Source organism: Pseudomonas fluorescens (assembly GCF_001623525.1).
GTDB lineage: Bacteria > Pseudomonadota > Gammaproteobacteria > Pseudomonadales > Pseudomonadaceae > Aquipseudomonas > Aquipseudomonas fluorescens_Q.
Genome location: NZ_CP015225.1, coordinates 419195 through 434826, shown reverse-complemented (window position 1 = coordinate 434826; position 15632 = coordinate 419195). Strand labels below are relative to the sequence as shown.

The following is a 15632-nucleotide window of genomic DNA, read 5'->3' as shown; positions in this document are numbered from 1 at the left end:
TCGCGGGCAAGCCCGCTCCCACATTTAGTCATGTACATGGCTTAGATTTTCAACGACCCCAACAACCCCTCCAAAAACCGCTCCCCCGCGTCCATCTGGCTGATCTCAATGAACTCGTCAGGCTTGTGCGCCTGTTCGATGGAGCCTGGGCCGCAGACCACCACGGGTACATCCAGACGCTGCTTGAACAGGCCGCCCTCGGTGCCGAAGGAGACCTTGGCGGTGCCGGTGCCCGGGGTGGCGAAGTTTTTCAGGAAGCGCACGGCTTCGACGCTCGGATGGGTGTCGAGGCCCGGATAGACATTCAGGGTTTCGATCTCGATGTCCGCGACGCTGGAGAGTTTTTTCGCCTCGCGCACGATCACCTCGGCGCGCTCACGCAGTTGCTCCAGGAACAGGTCCAGATCATCGTCCGGCAAATTGCGCACTTCGAAATCCAGGGTGCACAGGTTTGGCACGATGTTCAGTGCCTTGCCGCCGACAATCTGCCCGACATGCACGGTGCTGTAGGGCACGTCGTAATCCGCGTCCTGGGCGCCTTGCTCCTGCAATTGCTGCTGGCTCTGGCGCAACGCCGCGATGAAATCGCAGGCCACGTGAATCGCATTGACCGAGCGCGGTGCCAGCGATGAGTGCGCTTCCAGGCCGCGACAGTAGGTGCGATAGGAACCCTTGCCCTTGTGGCCGAGCACGAATTGCATGTTGGTCGGCTCGCCGATCACGCACAGAAACGGTCGCACCGGCGCCAGGTGCAGCACGTCGAGCAAGCGCCGCACCCCCACGCAACCGATCTCTTCGTCGTGGGAAAGCGCCAGTTGCAATGGCCGGTTCAACGAATGGTCGGCGGCATCGAGCATGGCGTCGATGGCCAGCGCAATGAAACCTTTCATGTCACAACTGCCGCGCCCGTAGACCCGCCCATCGCGCACGGTCGCCTGGAACGCCGGAACGGTCCAGGCCTGCCCCGCCGCCGGCACCACGTCGGTGTGGCCGGACAGCAGGACTCCGGGCAAGTCACGCGGGCCAGTGCTGGCGAACAGGTTGGCCTTCTTGCCGCTCTCATCCTTGACGATCAGCGACTCGATGCCCTTGCTCAGCAACAGCTCGCGCACGTACTCGATCAGGGCCAGGTTCGATTCTGAAGAGACCGTTTCAAACGCCAGCAGGCGTTCGAAAATGGCTAATACGCGGGGTTTCATGAGGCCTTGCTCCGTTGCTCGGCGAAAAGGGCGAACCGGCGGATGGAGAACGGCTCGATGAAGGTTCGAGTGCTGCCGGTGCTGATCAGTTCAGCCATGACATCGCCAACGCCCGGACCGAGCTGGAAGCCATGGCCGCTGAAGCCGAACGCATAGTACAAGCCATCGACGTTGCCGCTGGGCCCCATCACCGGCAGGGAATCGGGCAGGTAGCCTTCGATGCCGCTCCACACGCGGATGATGTTGAGATGGCCGACACCCGGCAGCAGCCGACGCATCTGGTCCAGTTGGTTGAGGATGCTGCGCGGCTCGACATAGGCCCGGCGGTTGAGCATGTCCGGCTTGCTGCGATAGCCGCCGCCGATGATGATATTGCCCCGGGGAATCTGGCGGAAATAGATCACTTCTTCAGGAATCTTGGTGTACACCCCGATCACCGTCGGCAAGGCGTAAGGCACCGGTTCGGTGACGGCCATCTGCGGGCCGTTGGTTTCCAGCGGCACCGGCTCGCCGAATTGCGCCGAGAGCTTCTGGCCCCAAGCGCCTGCGGTAATCAACAGTTGCGCGGCGCTGAACTGGCGACCATCGGTGGTGCTGATACCGAACCCTTCACCGACCTTCTGCACCTCGGCCACTTCGCAGCGCTCCTCAATGCGTGCCCCGAGCCGCCGCGCCGCCCGGGCGAACGCCGGGGCGGCCAGGCGCGGGTTGGCGTGACCGTCGTGGGGCGCATAGGAGCCGCCCTTGACGTCCTTGCCAAGAAACGGAAAACGCGCGTGCAGCTCGCTGCCGCGATAGATCTGCAAGTCCAGTTGCGCCGCTTCCGGTGCCGCTGCGTAAGCCTCAAGCTCGGGTATTTCATCCTCGCGATAACACACGCGCATGTGCCCGCTGGCGATGAACTCCAGGTCGTCGTCGATCAGCTCAGGCAGGCGTTTCCACAGCGCCCAGGAGCGGTTCGCCAGTTCCAGTTGCCCAAGGAAACGTCCCTGGCGCCGGACGTTGCCGAAGTTGACGCCGCTGGCGTACTGGCCGATCTGGTCACGCTCCAGCAGGATCACCGACTGCCCCCGCTGGCGCAGGAAAAACGCTGCCGCCGAGCCCATCAGGCCGCCGCCGACAATCACCACATCGGCTTTATTCAGCGTCATAGCGTCACCTCCCGAGTGAGCATCGAAAGGGGTTTCACGGGCGCCTGGCCGCGCTGGCGACCCACCTCCTGCACCTGGACACCCGCTGCTGCTGCAATGACTTCGGCCCCGGCCTGGGAGCAATAACGTCCCTGGCAGCGGCCCATGCCAACCCGGCTGAACGCCTTGGCCCGATTGACTTCACAGGCGCCCTTTTCGCTGACCGTGCGGCGCAGTTCGCCGGCGCTGATCATCTCGCAGCGGCAGACGATGGCTTCGTCCGGCAAGGCCTTGGCTTGTGCCGCCGGCCAGGGAAACGCCTGGGCCAGGCCTAGGCGAAACGCGTCCATCACCTTGAGCGCCTGGCGCTGTTCGGCGACGAGTGCGGCGTCCACCGGCTGCTGCAGATCGCTCGACAATGCCAGGGCGACCAGGCGTCCGGCGTGCTCGGCGGCATCGGCGCCACGGATCTTCGAACCATCACCGGCGGCGTAGACACCGCTGACCGAGGTCCGCCCCTCCTCGTCCGTGTCCAGCAGCCATTGGCTGGAGGCCTCGTCAAAGCGCAGGCGGCAGCCCGCCAGGTCAGCCAGTTGGGTTTCCGGACGCAAGTGATAACCCAGCGCCACCGCGTCGCACGCCACCGTCAAGGTTTCCCCACTCGCGGTACGGACCCGCACGCCGCTGACGCCGCTGCTCGCCTCTCCCAGGATTTGCAGCGGCGAAATGCCCAGGTGCACGGCAATCTTCGCCCGATACAACTGCGCCAACAGTTTCATGCCAGTGAACAGCAAACCCGGGCGCGCCATGAGCTTGGGCAAGGCTTTGATGCGCTGGCCCAGCGGCGATGTGTCCAGCACCGCTGCGACATTGGCGCCGGCCTTGAGGTATTGGCTGGCGACCAGATACAGCAATGGCCCGCTGCCCATGAACACCACCCGATGACCGATGGAAACCGCTTGGGCCTTCAAGGCAATCTGCGCGCCGCCGAGGCTGTAGGTGCCGCCCAACTGCCAGCCCTCGACGGGCATCAAGCGGTCGGTGGCGCCGGTGCAGAGGATCAGCGCGTCGTAATCCACCGTCGTGTGCTGGCCCTGGCTGACGCAGCACAATTGCCCGGGTGTCAGGTTCCACACCAGGGTGTCCGGACGGTAGTCGATCTGCGGGCGCAAGCGGTCGAAGCTTTCGTGCAGGTCACGAGCCTTGTCCGCCTCGGTGCCGTACAGCGTGGCGTAGTTGCGGGTGAACCCTTCGGGCTGGCGCCGATAGATCTGCCCGCCATCGCGACGGTTTTCGTCGAGCAGGATCGGCTTGAAGCCCGCTGCGACCAGGGTCTGGGCACAACGGATGCCGGCCGGCCCGGCGCCGACGATGACGACTCGATGCGTGTTCAGCCGCGCAGTGGCCATATCGCCTCCGGTTGTTGAGTCATGATGTCCAGCCCTTCGCGTACTTCATTGGAGCAGGCCCGCAGGCGTTCGCCGCTGCGGGTCCAGACCCAGCAATCCTGGCAGGCGCCCATCAGGCAGAAACCGGCACGGCTGCCCGGATCGAATTCCGACTGGCGCAACGCCGGGCCGTGGGTCAGCAAGGCGACCATCAAGGTGTCGCCCTGCAACGCCTCGACCGGGACGCCATCCACTTTCAATTTGACGACAGGTCGGTCCTGTTCGGCCAACCTCACGAAACGCGCGTTCATGCGTAGGCTCCCACGATCATGCTGTTTGAATCCTGTTGGCGCTTGAGCAGCTCGGCACTGTCGTGATGACAGAGCACCTCGCTGCCGCCATCGATGATCCGCCGGGGCGGCGCGGTGTGATTGCACAGGCCGTCGACCCGCACCGGGCAGCGATTGAGGAAGGTGCACAGGTCCGGCACCTCGGCGCGCGCGCCCAACACCGGCAGCGTGCCGCAGGTGGTGGCGCCACAACTTTCCAGCCAACCCTGACGCATCTCCGGTACCGAGTGGATCAGCAGGTCGGTGTAGGGATGGAACGGCGCCTGGGCGAACGATTGTCGGGTGCCCGCCTGGACCTTGTGGCCGCTGTACATCACCACGATGTCGTCGCACAGCGCCCGAACCGTGGAGATGTCGTGGCTGATGAACAGGTAGGAAACCCCCAGTTGCTGGCGCAGGTCGCGCAGCAGTTCAAGGATCGCCGCGCCGACCACAGTATCGAGGGCCGAGGTCACTTCATCGCACAGGATCAGATCCGGCTTGGCCGCCAGCGCCCGGGCCAGGTTGACCCGCTGTTTCTGTCCGCCGGAGAGTTCGCTCGGGCGGCGCTCGGCCATGTCCCGTGGCAGACGCACCAGGTCGAGCAATTCGCCGATACGCTCACGCAGCGCCGCGCCCTTGAGGCCGAAATACATCTTCAACGGCCGGCTCAGGATGGTGCTGATGCTGTGCATCGGGTTGAGCGCGGTGTCGGCATTCTGGAACACCATTTGAATACGCCGGAACTGTTCGTCCGTGCGTTCCGACAAGCTGCCACCCAGGGGCTGACCGTCAAACGTCAGCCCGCCCAGGGCCGGGGTCAACAGCCCGGCCACCACCCGCGCCAGGGTCGATTTGCCCGAGCCTGACTCACCGATCACACCGATGGCCTGGCCCCTGCGCACCGTCAGGTCGATGTCTTCGAGCACCCGGATCGCCGGCATGCCCTGCTGGTTCTTGTTGCCGTAGCCTGCGGTCAGGCCCTGGATGGTCAGCAGCGGTGTGTCTTCGGCCACGCCGCAGGGTGGGCGAATCGTCGTGTCTGGCCGTGCCGCCGCCAGCAGGCTGCGGGTGTAGGCGTGAGCCGGGCCCTTGAGCAACGGCGCCGTGGCGCTCTGTTCGAAGATCTGCCCGCCGTTGAGCACCACGATCTGATCGGCCATCTGCGCCACGACGGCCAGGTCGTGGGACACATAGACCGCCGTCGCGCCACGTTCGCGCACGACCCGCTTGAAGGCACGCAGCACGTCGATCTGGGTCGTCACATCGAGGGCCGTGGTCGGCTCATCGAGCACCACCAGCAGCGGGTCGCTGATCAGCGCCATGGCCGCCATCACCCGCTGCAGTTGGCCGCCGGACACTTGATGGGGATAACGCTGGCCGATGCGCTCGGGATCCGGCAGCGCCAGGTCGCGGAACAGTTCGATGGCCTTGGCTTCGAGCACGGCACGGCTGCCCAGGCCATGGATCACCGCCCCTTCCACCACTTGGTCGATGAGTTTCTTGGCCGGGTTGAACGCCGCCGCGGCGCTTTGGGCGATGTACGACACCCGATTGCCGCGCAGGCCTTGCAGCTCGCGTTCACTCAAGGCGAGCATGTCGTGCTCGCCAATCTGCACCACGCCGCCGGCCAGGCGACAACCGCGCCGGGCATAACCGAGCAACGCCAGGGCGATGGTGGTCTTGCCCGAACCGGACTCGCCGATCAGCGCCAGCACTTCACCTTTCTCCAGGGAAAAACTCACGCCCTTGACGATCTCCACCTCGCTGCGCTCGCCACAGGCGACTACGCGCAGGTTCTCGACTCGGATCAATTGGCTCATATCAATGGCCTCCCGTACGTCGGTTGCGCCGCGAAGACAAGCGGTCGATAAACAGATTGACGCCGATGGTCAGGGTGCCGATGGCCAGGGCTGGAATCACGATGGCCGGCGCCCCCTGGTTGAGGCCGCCGATGTTTTCCCGCACCAGCGAGCCCAGGTCGGCATCCGGCGGTTGCACGCCCAGGCCGAGGAAGCTCATGCCGCTAAGCAGCAGGACGATGAAGCCGAAACGCAGGCCCAGGTCGGTCAGCACCGGGTTGAGCATGTTCGGCAGGATTTCCACACAAGCGATGTACAGCCGGCGTTCGCCACGGGTGCGGGCCACTTGCACGTATTCCAGGGCCTCGATGTTCACCGCCATGCTGCGGGCGATACGAAACGCCCCCGGCATGAAACTGAGCACCGCCGTGCAGATCAGCAGCGTCACCGACGAACCGAACGCCGAGACCATGATCAGCGCCAGCATCTTGCTCGGGATTGAAATGAAGGCGTCCATCAGGCGGCTGATCAGCTCGTCCAGCCACTTCGGCGAAACCACCGACAGCAGCGCGCAACTGGTGCCCAGCCCACTGGCCAGCACCGCCGCCACCAACGCCAGGCCCACCGTGAAGCGCGCGCCCACGAGAATGCGGCTGAGCATGTCGCGGCCCAGATAATCGGTGCCCAGCGGATAAGTGGCGCTGAGGTTGTCGAAGACGTTGTCGGAGACCACTTCCCCCACCGGGTGCGGCGCCAGCCATGGCCCGAAGATAGCCACCAGCAACCAGATCACACACATCGCGGCGCCGATCAGGCCGAGCCAGGGCGTTTTGCGCGACACCTTGACCAACGCCGGTTCGGGCGCCGCAGGCGGGGATTTCACAATGAGATTGTTCATTGGTTTCTCAGCCTCGGATTGGACAGGATCGCGCACAGGTCAGCCACCAGCACCAACGCCAGGTACGCCGTACAAAACAGCATGGTGCAGGCCTGGACCAACGCCATGTCGCGGTTGGTCACGGCATCGACCATCAAGCTGGCGATGCCGGGATAGTTGAAAATCGTCTCGACGATCACCACCCCACCCAACAGGTAGGACAGGCTCAGGGCGATGGCATTGGCGATCGGCCCGATGGCATTGGGCAAGGCATGGCGCAGCACCACCCGCACCGGGCTCACACCTTTGAGACGGGCCATTTCCACGTAGGGGCTGTCGAGTTGATCGATCACCGCCGCCCGGGTCATGCGCGCCATCTGCGCAACGATGACGCAGCACAGGGTCATCACCGGCAAGGCGTAGGTACGCATGAATTGCAGAGGCGAAGTGATCTCGCTGGAATAGGACAACGCCGAAAGCCAACCCAGGTTCACCGCGAAAATCAGCACTGCAAGGGTGGCGACCAGGAACTCCGGCACCGCCACCATCGTCAGGGTGAAGAAGCTCAGGAAGCCGTCGATGCGTCCCCCTCGCCCCATCGCCGAGCCGATGCCCAGGATCAACGCCACGGGCACCGACACCAGCGCCGTGGCCGCCGCCAGCATCAGGGTGTTGGGCACCCGGCCAGCCATCAACTCGCTGACCGGCGTGGCGTTGGAGATCGACACGCCCATGTCACCGCTGAGCAGGCTCATCAACCAGTGCAGGTAGCGCAACACACCCGGTTGGTCCAGGCCCATCTTCACCCGTAGCGCCGCCACTTGCTCAGGCGTGGCGAACTGTCCAAGGGACTGTTGCGCCGCGTCTCCCGGCAACACCGCCGTAATGGCGAACACCACCATCGATACGATCAACAGGGTCACGACCGCAGCGCCCAGACGCCGGCCGATCAACCAAAGTGTGTTGCTATTCATCGCCCTACCCCTTGTGCCATGTCACGCCGCAAGACAACACGCATCAAGCGTCAAGCCAGACTTGCTCGGCGAACATATAGCCCATGAAACCGCCCAGCGGGTTGGTGCCATAACCTTTGACGCGTTGGTCGACGCCATCGATGTTGCTGATGAACACCGGGATGCCGATGCCGCTGTGTTCATGCACCAGGGCCTGCATGTCCCCGTACATCTTGCCGCGCTTGACCTCATCGGTTTCACCCCGGGCCTGGATCAGCAACTGGTCGAACTGCGGGTTTTTCCAGCCGGATTCATTCCAGGGCGCGGTCGATTGGAAGAATTGCGAGAAGATCATGTCGGCGTTGGGCCGTGGGTTGATGTTGCCAAAGCTCAGCGGGTGCTTGGCCCAGTGGTTGGACCAGTAGCCGTCGCTCGGCAGGCGATTGACGTTGAGCTTGAGCCCGGCCTCCTTGGCCGATTGCTGCAGCAGCACGGCAACGTCGACCGAACCGGTGGCGGCTGGCGAGCACATCACCGGCATGCTGATGCTTTCCATGCCGGCCTTCTTCAGCAGGAAACGAGCCTTCTCCGGATCGTAGGTCCGTTGCGGCAGGTCGGCGTTGTAGAAGCGTGCGCCGGGGGCGATCGGATGGTCGTTACCGACCCTGGCGAACCCACGGAAGATCGCCGACTTGACCTGTTCGCGGTCCAGCAGCAGTTTCATCGCCTCGGTGAACTCCGGGCTCTGGCCGGGCATCTGGTCCTGGCGAATGATCAGGTCGGTGTAGTTACCCGACGGCGAATCCACTACACGATGGGTGGTGCTGTCCTTGATGCGCGTGGTCGAGCGCGGGTTGACCTCGTTGATGATCTGCACGTCGCCCGACAGCAACGCGTTGACCCGTGACGGCTCGTCACCGATGCCGATGAATTCGATTTCGTCCAGGTACGGCAGGCCAGGTTTCCAGTAATTGGTATTGCGCGCACCGATGGAACGCACCCCAGGCTTGAACTCCTTGACCTTGAATGGACCGGTGCCGATGCCCTGGTTGAAGTCGCTGGTGCCCTCGGGGACGATCAGCAGGTGGGAAATGGCAAGGATCGATGGCAGCTCGGCATTCGGGCCGCTCAGGCGTATCTGCACTTCATGGGTGCCGGTGGCCTTGACCTCGGCAAACTGCTCGGCCAGCGGCAAGACCTTGGAACCGGTGATCGGGTCCTTGTGGCGCATCAGGGAAAACACCACGTCGGCGGCGGTGAGGCCCTTGCCGTTGTGGAAGGTCACTTCCTTGCGCAGGGTAATCACCCAGAGCGTGGCATCGGTGGTGTCCATGCGTTCGGCCAGTTCCAGTTGCGGCACCATGTGGCTGTCGAAACGCGTCAGGCCGTTGTAGAACATGTAATGGCGCACGTAGTCCGTGGACGATGAGCCTTTGGCCGGGTCCAGGGTATCGGCGGTGGAACTGGAGATACCGGCGCCCCGGATACGCCCGCCGGGCTTGCCTTTGCCGGGGCTCGCCTGTTCATCGGCAAGCAGCTTGCCGGCGGCGCCGAACAGGCTGCCGGCACCCGCCGCGGCCACACCGGCCAGCCCCAGCATTTGCAAGGCATGCCGGCGTGACATGCCACGATTGAGCCCTTCGAAAACACGCAGACTTTCTGTACCGGTGATCAACTGGTCTTTGATGCCGTTTTTAGTGTCACTCATGTCAGTTCTACCTTTCGGAAAATGATAGGGCTCGATGACGTTGCGTTAACGCAACGTGGTTGAAACGCCAAACAACGCGGTGAAACTCAGTGCAGGTAGTCCTGCAAGCGGTAATACGCGCCGACCAGCGGCAAAAACCAAGGCTTGCCGAAGTGCCCGGGAATGGCCGGCCAGTCCAGTTCGCGCCAAGGGTTGGCCTCGACCTTGCCGGCCATGACCTCGGCCATGACCTGGCCCATGTGCACCGACATCTGCACACCGTGGCCGCTGTAGCCCATGGAGTGATAAACCCCGCCATGCTGGCCGGCCCGGGGCAGGCGATCGGAGGTCATGTCCACCAGGCCGCCCCAGCAATAGTCGATCCGGGTGTTCGCCAACTGCGGGAACATCTGCACCATGGCGGCCTGCAACACCTTGCCGCTCTTGGCATCGGAAACACTGTCGGACATGGCAAACCGCGCACGGCCGCCAAACAGCAAGCGGTTGTCCGGGGTCAGGCGAAAGTAGTTACCGATCATGCGGCTGGTGACATAGGAGCGGCGTGCCGGCAGCAAGTTGTCGATCAACACCTGGGGCAATACCTCGGTGGCGATCACGAAACTGCCCACCGGCACGATTCGCCGCCGATACCAGCCCAGGCCGCCCTGCTGACAGGTACCGGTCGCCAGCAGGATCTGCGAGGCCTGCAGCGCCCCTTTGCTGGTGTTGACTCGATAGCCGCCGGCACTGGCCTTCCAGTCCTGCACCGCTACGCCCTGGAAGATCAACGCACCGTGACGGGCAGCCGCTTCGGCCAGGCCGACGCCGAAACGCCCGACATGCATCTGCACACCATTGCGCTGCAACAAGCCGCCATGAAACTGCGCCGAATTGACTTCCGCCCGCGTCTCCTGGGCCGAAAGCAACTCGACCTCGGCATCGACTTCCTTGCGGATCAATTCACAGGTGCGCGCCAACCCTTCGTAATGCATCGGCTTGGCAGCCAGCTTGAGCTTGCCGTTGCGCTTGAGGTCGCAAGCAATCTGCTCTTGCTCCACCAGCGTCACAACGCTGTGCACGGCGTTTTCATAGGCTTGGTAATACGCCCGGGCCTTGTCGGCGCCGAGGCTGGCGGTGAGCGCCGCGTAATCCTGGGCCACGCCGGTACTGCAATGCCCACCGTTGCGCCCTGACGCCTCGCCAATCACCCTGCCCGCTTCCAGCACCGCCACGCTGGCCCCCTTCAAGGCCAGGGCCCGCGCCGCCGCCAGGCCGGTGAAGCCGCCACCGACGATGGCGACATCGACCTGCCCGGGCAATCCGCCGAGCTGAGCACCGGTGAACGCCGGTGCGGTGTCGAGCCAATAGGACTCACTGCCCATGTCTAACCCCTTTCGCCTTCAAGCGTGCGTCGAGACTCAGAGCCCGACCAGAGCGGGCAACCCGCCGATGTCCAAGATCTGTTGGTAGCCAAAGGCAGCGTTGGCCGGTTGTTCATGACCGCGGGCGACGAAGGCCTTGTGCTTGATCTTCATGTCGTGGGCCGACATCAGGTCGTAGCGGAAGCTCGACGACACATGCAGGACGTCTTCCGGTCCGCAGCCAAGGTTATCGAGCATGAATTCGAACGCGGCCAGGCGCGGCTTGTAGGCCTGGGCCTGTTGGGCGGTGAAGACTTTGTAAAAAGGCGCGCCGAGCTTGTCGACGTTGGACATGATCTGCTCGTCCATCGCGTTGGAAAAAATCACCAGGGGGATCTTGTCGGCGATTTTCGACAGGCCCGCCGGTACATCGGCGTGGGGGCCCCAGCTTGGCACGGCGTCGTAATAGAGCTGGCCTTCGCCACGATATTCGACGCCCCAACGCTTGCAGACCCGCATCAGGGAGGTCTTGATGATTTCATCATAGGGCCGCCAGTCACCCATCACCTGGTCCAGGCGATAAGCGGAGAAATCCTTGACGAACTGGTCCATCTGCCCGGCATCGACACGGTCGGCGAACAGCTCGCGGGTCATGGTGCCCATCTGGAAATTGGTCAACGTGCCGTAGCAGTCGAAGGTGATGTACTTGGGTCGAAGAAAGCTCATGAGTGCGGTCCTGGATTGTTGTTGAAGGCTCGACGAGGCGAACATGGCGCCTTTCGTGAGGCATCGGTGCAACGCTGCATCACGTTTTCATTACAACACCATGAGACCGTGGATAAATCGTTAAAAATACCGGCCGCTTGGTACAAACCACCGTTTTGCGGGGCTCGCTCAGCAGACTTTGCGGGATGCTCCAGGCGTGGGCGTCGCGCCCGTGTTTCTTTGGGTTTGCGGGCAGTTATGGTGCGCCAAACGGCTCTGCAAAGCGTTGTTTTCGGCAGAATCTGCGCTTGGCGCAGCAGCTTCAGCCCCCCTGGTGAATGGGCTGCCGTCATCGCGAGCAAGCTCGCTTGTATGGTAGGACTTGAAGGGAGGAGGAGGGACAAAGCTCGATTCTGACTGTTAGCCGCAGTACAGACCGTGGGAGATTTCACCCCTCCTCCTTTCACCCAAGCGCCGATAAAGAATGCATCTGGCCTAGACCGACGATAGGAACAAGCCTGCGCCTCTGGGTGAACCCTTCAAGTGTTCAAACCTTAGCCCGGAGGATTTTCAATGGCAATGCCGGTTTCTGTCGCAAAGCCGATCGTGGGTGTTGATGTCGCCAAAGATGAGTTGGTGATTTATCACGCAGAAACAGATCGACTGGAAGCGATCCCCAACACCAAGGCAGCGATCAAAAAGTGGCTCAAGGAGTTGTCCGCGCCAGTGGATGTCGCCATCGAAGCCACCAATATCTATCATCAGGAATTCGCCGACCTGGCTTATGCGAAAGGCTGTGTGATCTACATGATCGGCGGCTACGAGCTCAGCCATTACCGCAAAGGTGTGAAAGTTCGCGCTAAAACCGATGCGCTGGATGCTCGGTTGTTGGCTCGCTACTTGAACAACGAAGGCCACCAGTTGCACCCGTGGACCCCGCCATCGCCCTTGTATTGCCGGCTTATAAGCCTCTTCCGACGTCGGGCAGCCTTGGTCCAGGCGCGTGTCAGCCTCAAGCAAAGTTGGTCCAACGAACCGTTGCTCAAAAGGGCCTTTGAGAACCAGATAAAAGCCATGCAACGACTGGAGATCTTGCTCGAGAAAACAATCCAGACGCAGTTGGAAGCCGCTGGCTTGGGCGCTCAGCTCAAGCGTTGCATGAAAGTCGAAGGCATTGGCCTGTTGAACGGTGCCCGTTTGCTCACGTCGTTTCAGCGTGGGGATTTCAGAAATGCCGATGCCTTCATCGCTTTTCTGGGCCTAGACCTGCGTATATCGGACTCAGGGAAAAAGAAGGGACGCCGCTGCCTGTCTAAGCGAGGTGACCCAGAGGCCCGTCGATTGATGCATAACGCCGCGATGTCGGCAAGGCGCACAGCGGCATGGAAGGGTTTTTATGAGGCACTAAGGGCCCGGGGACTCAGCACAACCGAAGCATTAGTGGCACTGGCCCGCAAGCTTGCCCGAGTGGTATTCGCCCTGCTGAAGAACCAGAGCGAATACTTACCGAAAGGCATTTAGGGGGTAGTCCTGCACCATAGAATCTCCCACAGGGGGGTGGTGGTGGGCACGGGTTCAGGAAACGCCGCCGATCCATTGTGCGAGCTTGCTCGCGATGGCGGTGGGTCGGTAGGAACAGTGTCCTGTTCAGACCTTCAGTTCGGCCTCCAGGAAACTCACCAACGCCTGCACCCGTGCACTGCGCAGTTTGCGCGAGGGCACCAGCAGGTTGATTGGGGCGCTGTCGAATTGCCAATCGGCGAGCACCCGTACCAGGCGGCCGTCGGCGATGGCTTTGTTGACGTCCCATTGCGAACGCAGCACCAGCCCCAGGCCCTGTTCGGCCCAGCGTCGAGCCACGCTGCCATCGTTGCTCAACAAGGCAGGCTTGATCCGCAGGGTCTTGCGCCCGTGCGCGTTGCGCAGGTGCCACAGGGTGACATCTTCATCGTTTTCACGAATACAGATACAACGATGCTCGGCGAGTTGCTCCGGCGCTAACGGTGTGCCGTTCTGCTCCAGGTAAGCGGGGCTCGCGCACAGCCAACGGTCATTTTGCGTAAGGGGCCGGGCGACCCACTGGCTGTCGCTCAGGTGACCGATGTGAATCACCGCATCGCTGTCATGACGGTCAGGCCAGGGCGTTTCCCGGAGATCCAGATGCAGGCATAGCTGCGGGTGCAACCTGGCAAAACGGGCCAGCAGCGGCGCGAGGCGTTGGCGTCCATAGCCGAACGGTGCCGCCAGCCTCAGGGTGCCGGCCAGTTGATCGTCTTGCTGCCTGAACGATTCGGGAAGCGCCTCCAGCTGTTCCAGCAACAGCGCACTCTGGCGCGAGAAACGCTCGCCGTCGGCGGTCAGGCTCAGCCGCCGGGCGTCGCGATTGGCCAAGGTCAGGCCCAGGAGCGTCTCCAGTTTGCGCAAGCGCATGGACAGCGCCGGTGGCGAGACATTGAGGGCCCTGGCAGCGGCGCTCAACGATTCGCAGCGTGCCAGCGTCACGGCCATACGCAGGTCTTCGAGGCTGATCATTCAGTTCAACTTAATGATTGATGACAGGGCATTGAACCACGGCTTTACGATGACTGAGTAGAGTCGAACCTGTCTTTCACCCGCGAGCCTCGTTCATGCCAGTCTCAATTGCTTCCCTCGATACTCCAGTCGCGCTCATCGATATGCCGCGAATGCAGCGCAATATTCAGCGCATGCAACAACGCATGGATGCCTTGGGCGTGCGTTTGCGCCCGCACATCAAGACCAGCAAATGCCTGCCGGTGGTCCGGGCGCAGCTTGCAGCAGGCGCCAACGCCATCACCGTGTCGACCCTTAAGGAAGCCGAGCATTGCTTCGCCGACGGCATCCGCGACATCTTTTATGCCGTGTCCATGGCACCTGGCAAACTGGCCCAGGCCCTGAGGCTGCGGCGCAAGGGCTGTCGATTGAGCATCTTGACCGACAGCCTGGCGGCGACGCAGGCCATCGTCGATTTCGGCAGGCAGCACGACGAGCGTTTCGAGGTCTGGATCGAGATCGATTGCGATGGCCATCGTTCCGGCGTGCGCGCTGAAGACGATGCACTCGTCGACATCGCACGGCGACTCAGCGAAGGCGGCATGCAGCTTTGCGGCGTCATGACCCACGCCGGGTCCAGCTACGAGCTCGATACGCCCCAAGCGCTGCAAGCCTTGGCCGAACAAGAACGCCACCTCTGCGTCAGCGCCGCCCAGCGCATCCGCGCAGCCGGGCTGGCCTGCCCCGAGGTCAGCATCGGCTCCACACCCACGGCACTTTCGGCACAAAGCCTGGAGGGCGTCACTGAAGTGCGCGCTGGCGTCTATGTGTTCTTCGACCTGGTGATGCACAACATCGGTGTTTGCCAGGCGGATGAGCTGGCCCTGAGCGTACTGACCACCGTGATCGGCCATCAGCCGGACAAAGGCTGGATCATCACCGATGCCGGTTGGATGGCCATGAGTCGTGATCGGGGTACCCAGCGCCAGCAGCGGGATTTCGGGTATGGGCAAGTGTGCAGCGAAGCCGGCGACTGGATCGAGGGCGCCCTGCTCTGCAGCGCCAACCAGGAGCACGGTATCGTCACCCTTTCCAGTCCCGGGGACATCGATATCACCGAGCGGTTTTCCATCGGCAGTCGCCTGCGCATCCTGCCCAACCACGCCTGCGCCACCGGTGCGCAATTCCCTGACTACCACGCCTGCGATGCCTCGGGCGCGGTGCACACCTGGAGTCGTCTGCATGGCTGGTGAAATCGAGTTGATTCACACGACCCAGGCGGCCGCAGCGGGCGGGCATTACACCCAGGCGGTCTTGCACCAGGGCGTCTTGTACGTGTCCGGGCAACTGCCGGTACGCGCCGATGGCAGCCACAGCGTCGACCAACCGTTCGAAGTGCAAGCCGCCATCGCCCTGGACAACCTGATGGCGATTCTCGGCGCGGCAGGCCGCAGCCCCAGTGACCTGCTGAAGGTGACGATCTATGTCGTCGGCATCGAACACTGGCCGGCTTTCGACCAGATCTACGCCCACTATCTCGGCGAACACCGGCCCGCGCGTGCGGTAGTGCCCGTTCCGGCCTTGCACCATGGGTACCTGATCGAAATCGAAGCGCTGGCACGTGTGCACGCCTTCCCGACGGCCTAGATGAACCTGTGGCGAGGGAGCTTGCTCCCGCTGGGTCGCGCAG

14 protein-coding genes are annotated in these 15632 nt (G+C 62.9%); 3 read left to right on the top strand and 11 right to left on the bottom strand.

Annotated elements, in window-relative coordinates; genetic code table 11:
* Window positions 1–41: 41 nt before the first annotated feature.
* The 10 genes from argE to TK06_RS01800 form a co-directional block, all read right to left on the bottom strand.
* Window positions 42–1199, bottom strand: coding sequence for an acetylornithine deacetylase (gene argE / locus TK06_RS01845; protein WP_063320554.1), 1158 nt, complete (start codon window positions 1197–1199; stop codon window positions 42–44).
* Window positions 1196–2350 (bottom strand): NAD(P)/FAD-dependent oxidoreductase, encoded by a 1155-nt coding sequence (locus TK06_RS01840; protein ID WP_063320553.1) that lies wholly within the window; start codon window positions 2348–2350, stop codon window positions 1196–1198. The genes argE and TK06_RS01840 overlap by 4 nt, the downstream gene beginning before the upstream one ends.
* A complete protein-coding gene (locus tag TK06_RS01835; protein ID WP_063320552.1) occupies window positions 2347–3738 on the bottom strand; it encodes an NAD(P)/FAD-dependent oxidoreductase in 1392 nt (463 codons plus the stop codon). Before TK06_RS01835 ends, TK06_RS01840 begins: the two co-directional genes overlap by 4 nt.
* Window positions 3720–4028: a (2Fe-2S)-binding protein gene (locus TK06_RS01830; RefSeq protein ID WP_063320551.1), complete on the bottom strand. Its 309-nt coding sequence runs from the start codon at window positions 4026–4028 to the stop codon at window positions 3720–3722. The genes TK06_RS01835 and TK06_RS01830 overlap by 19 nt, the downstream gene beginning before the upstream one ends.
* Window positions 4025–5869: an ABC transporter ATP-binding protein gene (locus TK06_RS01825; protein WP_063320550.1), complete on the bottom strand. Its 1845-nt coding sequence runs from the start codon at window positions 5867–5869 to the stop codon at window positions 4025–4027. Before TK06_RS01825 ends, TK06_RS01830 begins: the two co-directional genes overlap by 4 nt.
* 1 nt (window position 5870) lies before the next feature.
* The gene (locus TK06_RS01820) at window positions 5871–6746 is read right to left on the bottom strand and encodes an ABC transporter permease (RefSeq protein WP_063320549.1); all 876 of its coding nucleotides are present in this window, start codon (window positions 6744–6746) and stop codon (window positions 5871–5873) included.
* The gene (locus tag TK06_RS01815; protein WP_014337747.1) at window positions 6743–7699 is read right to left on the bottom strand and encodes an ABC transporter permease; all 957 of its coding nucleotides are present in this window, start codon (window positions 7697–7699) and stop codon (window positions 6743–6745) included. Before TK06_RS01815 ends, TK06_RS01820 begins: the two co-directional genes overlap by 4 nt.
* Before the next feature lie 43 nt (window positions 7700–7742).
* A complete protein-coding gene (locus tag TK06_RS01810; protein WP_063320548.1) occupies window positions 7743–9386 on the bottom strand; it encodes an ABC transporter substrate-binding protein in 1644 nt (547 codons plus the stop codon).
* 86 nt (window positions 9387–9472) lie between these two features.
* Complete coding sequence (locus TK06_RS01805) at window positions 9473–10747, bottom strand: NAD(P)/FAD-dependent oxidoreductase (protein WP_063320547.1); 1275 nt, start codon at window positions 10745–10747, stop codon at window positions 9473–9475.
* A 36-nt stretch (window positions 10748–10783) separates the two neighbouring features.
* Entirely contained in the window at window positions 10784–11452 is a 669-nt protein-coding gene (locus tag TK06_RS01800) for a haloacid dehalogenase type II (protein ID WP_063320546.1), read from the bottom strand.
* A 552-nt stretch (window positions 11453–12004) separates the two neighbouring features.
* Between TK06_RS01800 and TK06_RS01795 the strand changes: the two genes are divergently transcribed.
* Entirely contained in the window at window positions 12005–12952 is a 948-nt protein-coding gene (locus tag TK06_RS01795; protein ID WP_063320545.1) for an IS110 family transposase, read from the top strand.
* A 126-nt stretch (window positions 12953–13078) separates the two neighbouring features.
* Here TK06_RS01795 and TK06_RS01790 read toward each other — a convergent pair whose 3' ends face one another.
* The gene (locus TK06_RS01790; protein ID WP_063320544.1) at window positions 13079–13963 is read right to left on the bottom strand and encodes a LysR family transcriptional regulator; all 885 of its coding nucleotides are present in this window, start codon (window positions 13961–13963) and stop codon (window positions 13079–13081) included.
* Between the two features lie 95 nt (window positions 13964–14058).
* Here TK06_RS01790 and TK06_RS01785 point away from each other — a divergent pair, with 95 nt between their 5' ends.
* Window positions 14059–15195 (top strand): DSD1 family PLP-dependent enzyme, encoded by a 1137-nt coding sequence (locus tag TK06_RS01785; protein ID WP_063320543.1) that lies wholly within the window; start codon window positions 14059–14061, stop codon window positions 15193–15195.
* A complete protein-coding gene (locus TK06_RS01780) occupies window positions 15185–15589 on the top strand; it encodes a RidA family protein (RefSeq protein WP_063320542.1) in 405 nt (134 codons plus the stop codon). The genes TK06_RS01785 and TK06_RS01780 overlap by 11 nt, the downstream gene beginning before the upstream one ends.
* Window positions 15590–15632 lie beyond the last annotated feature (43 nt).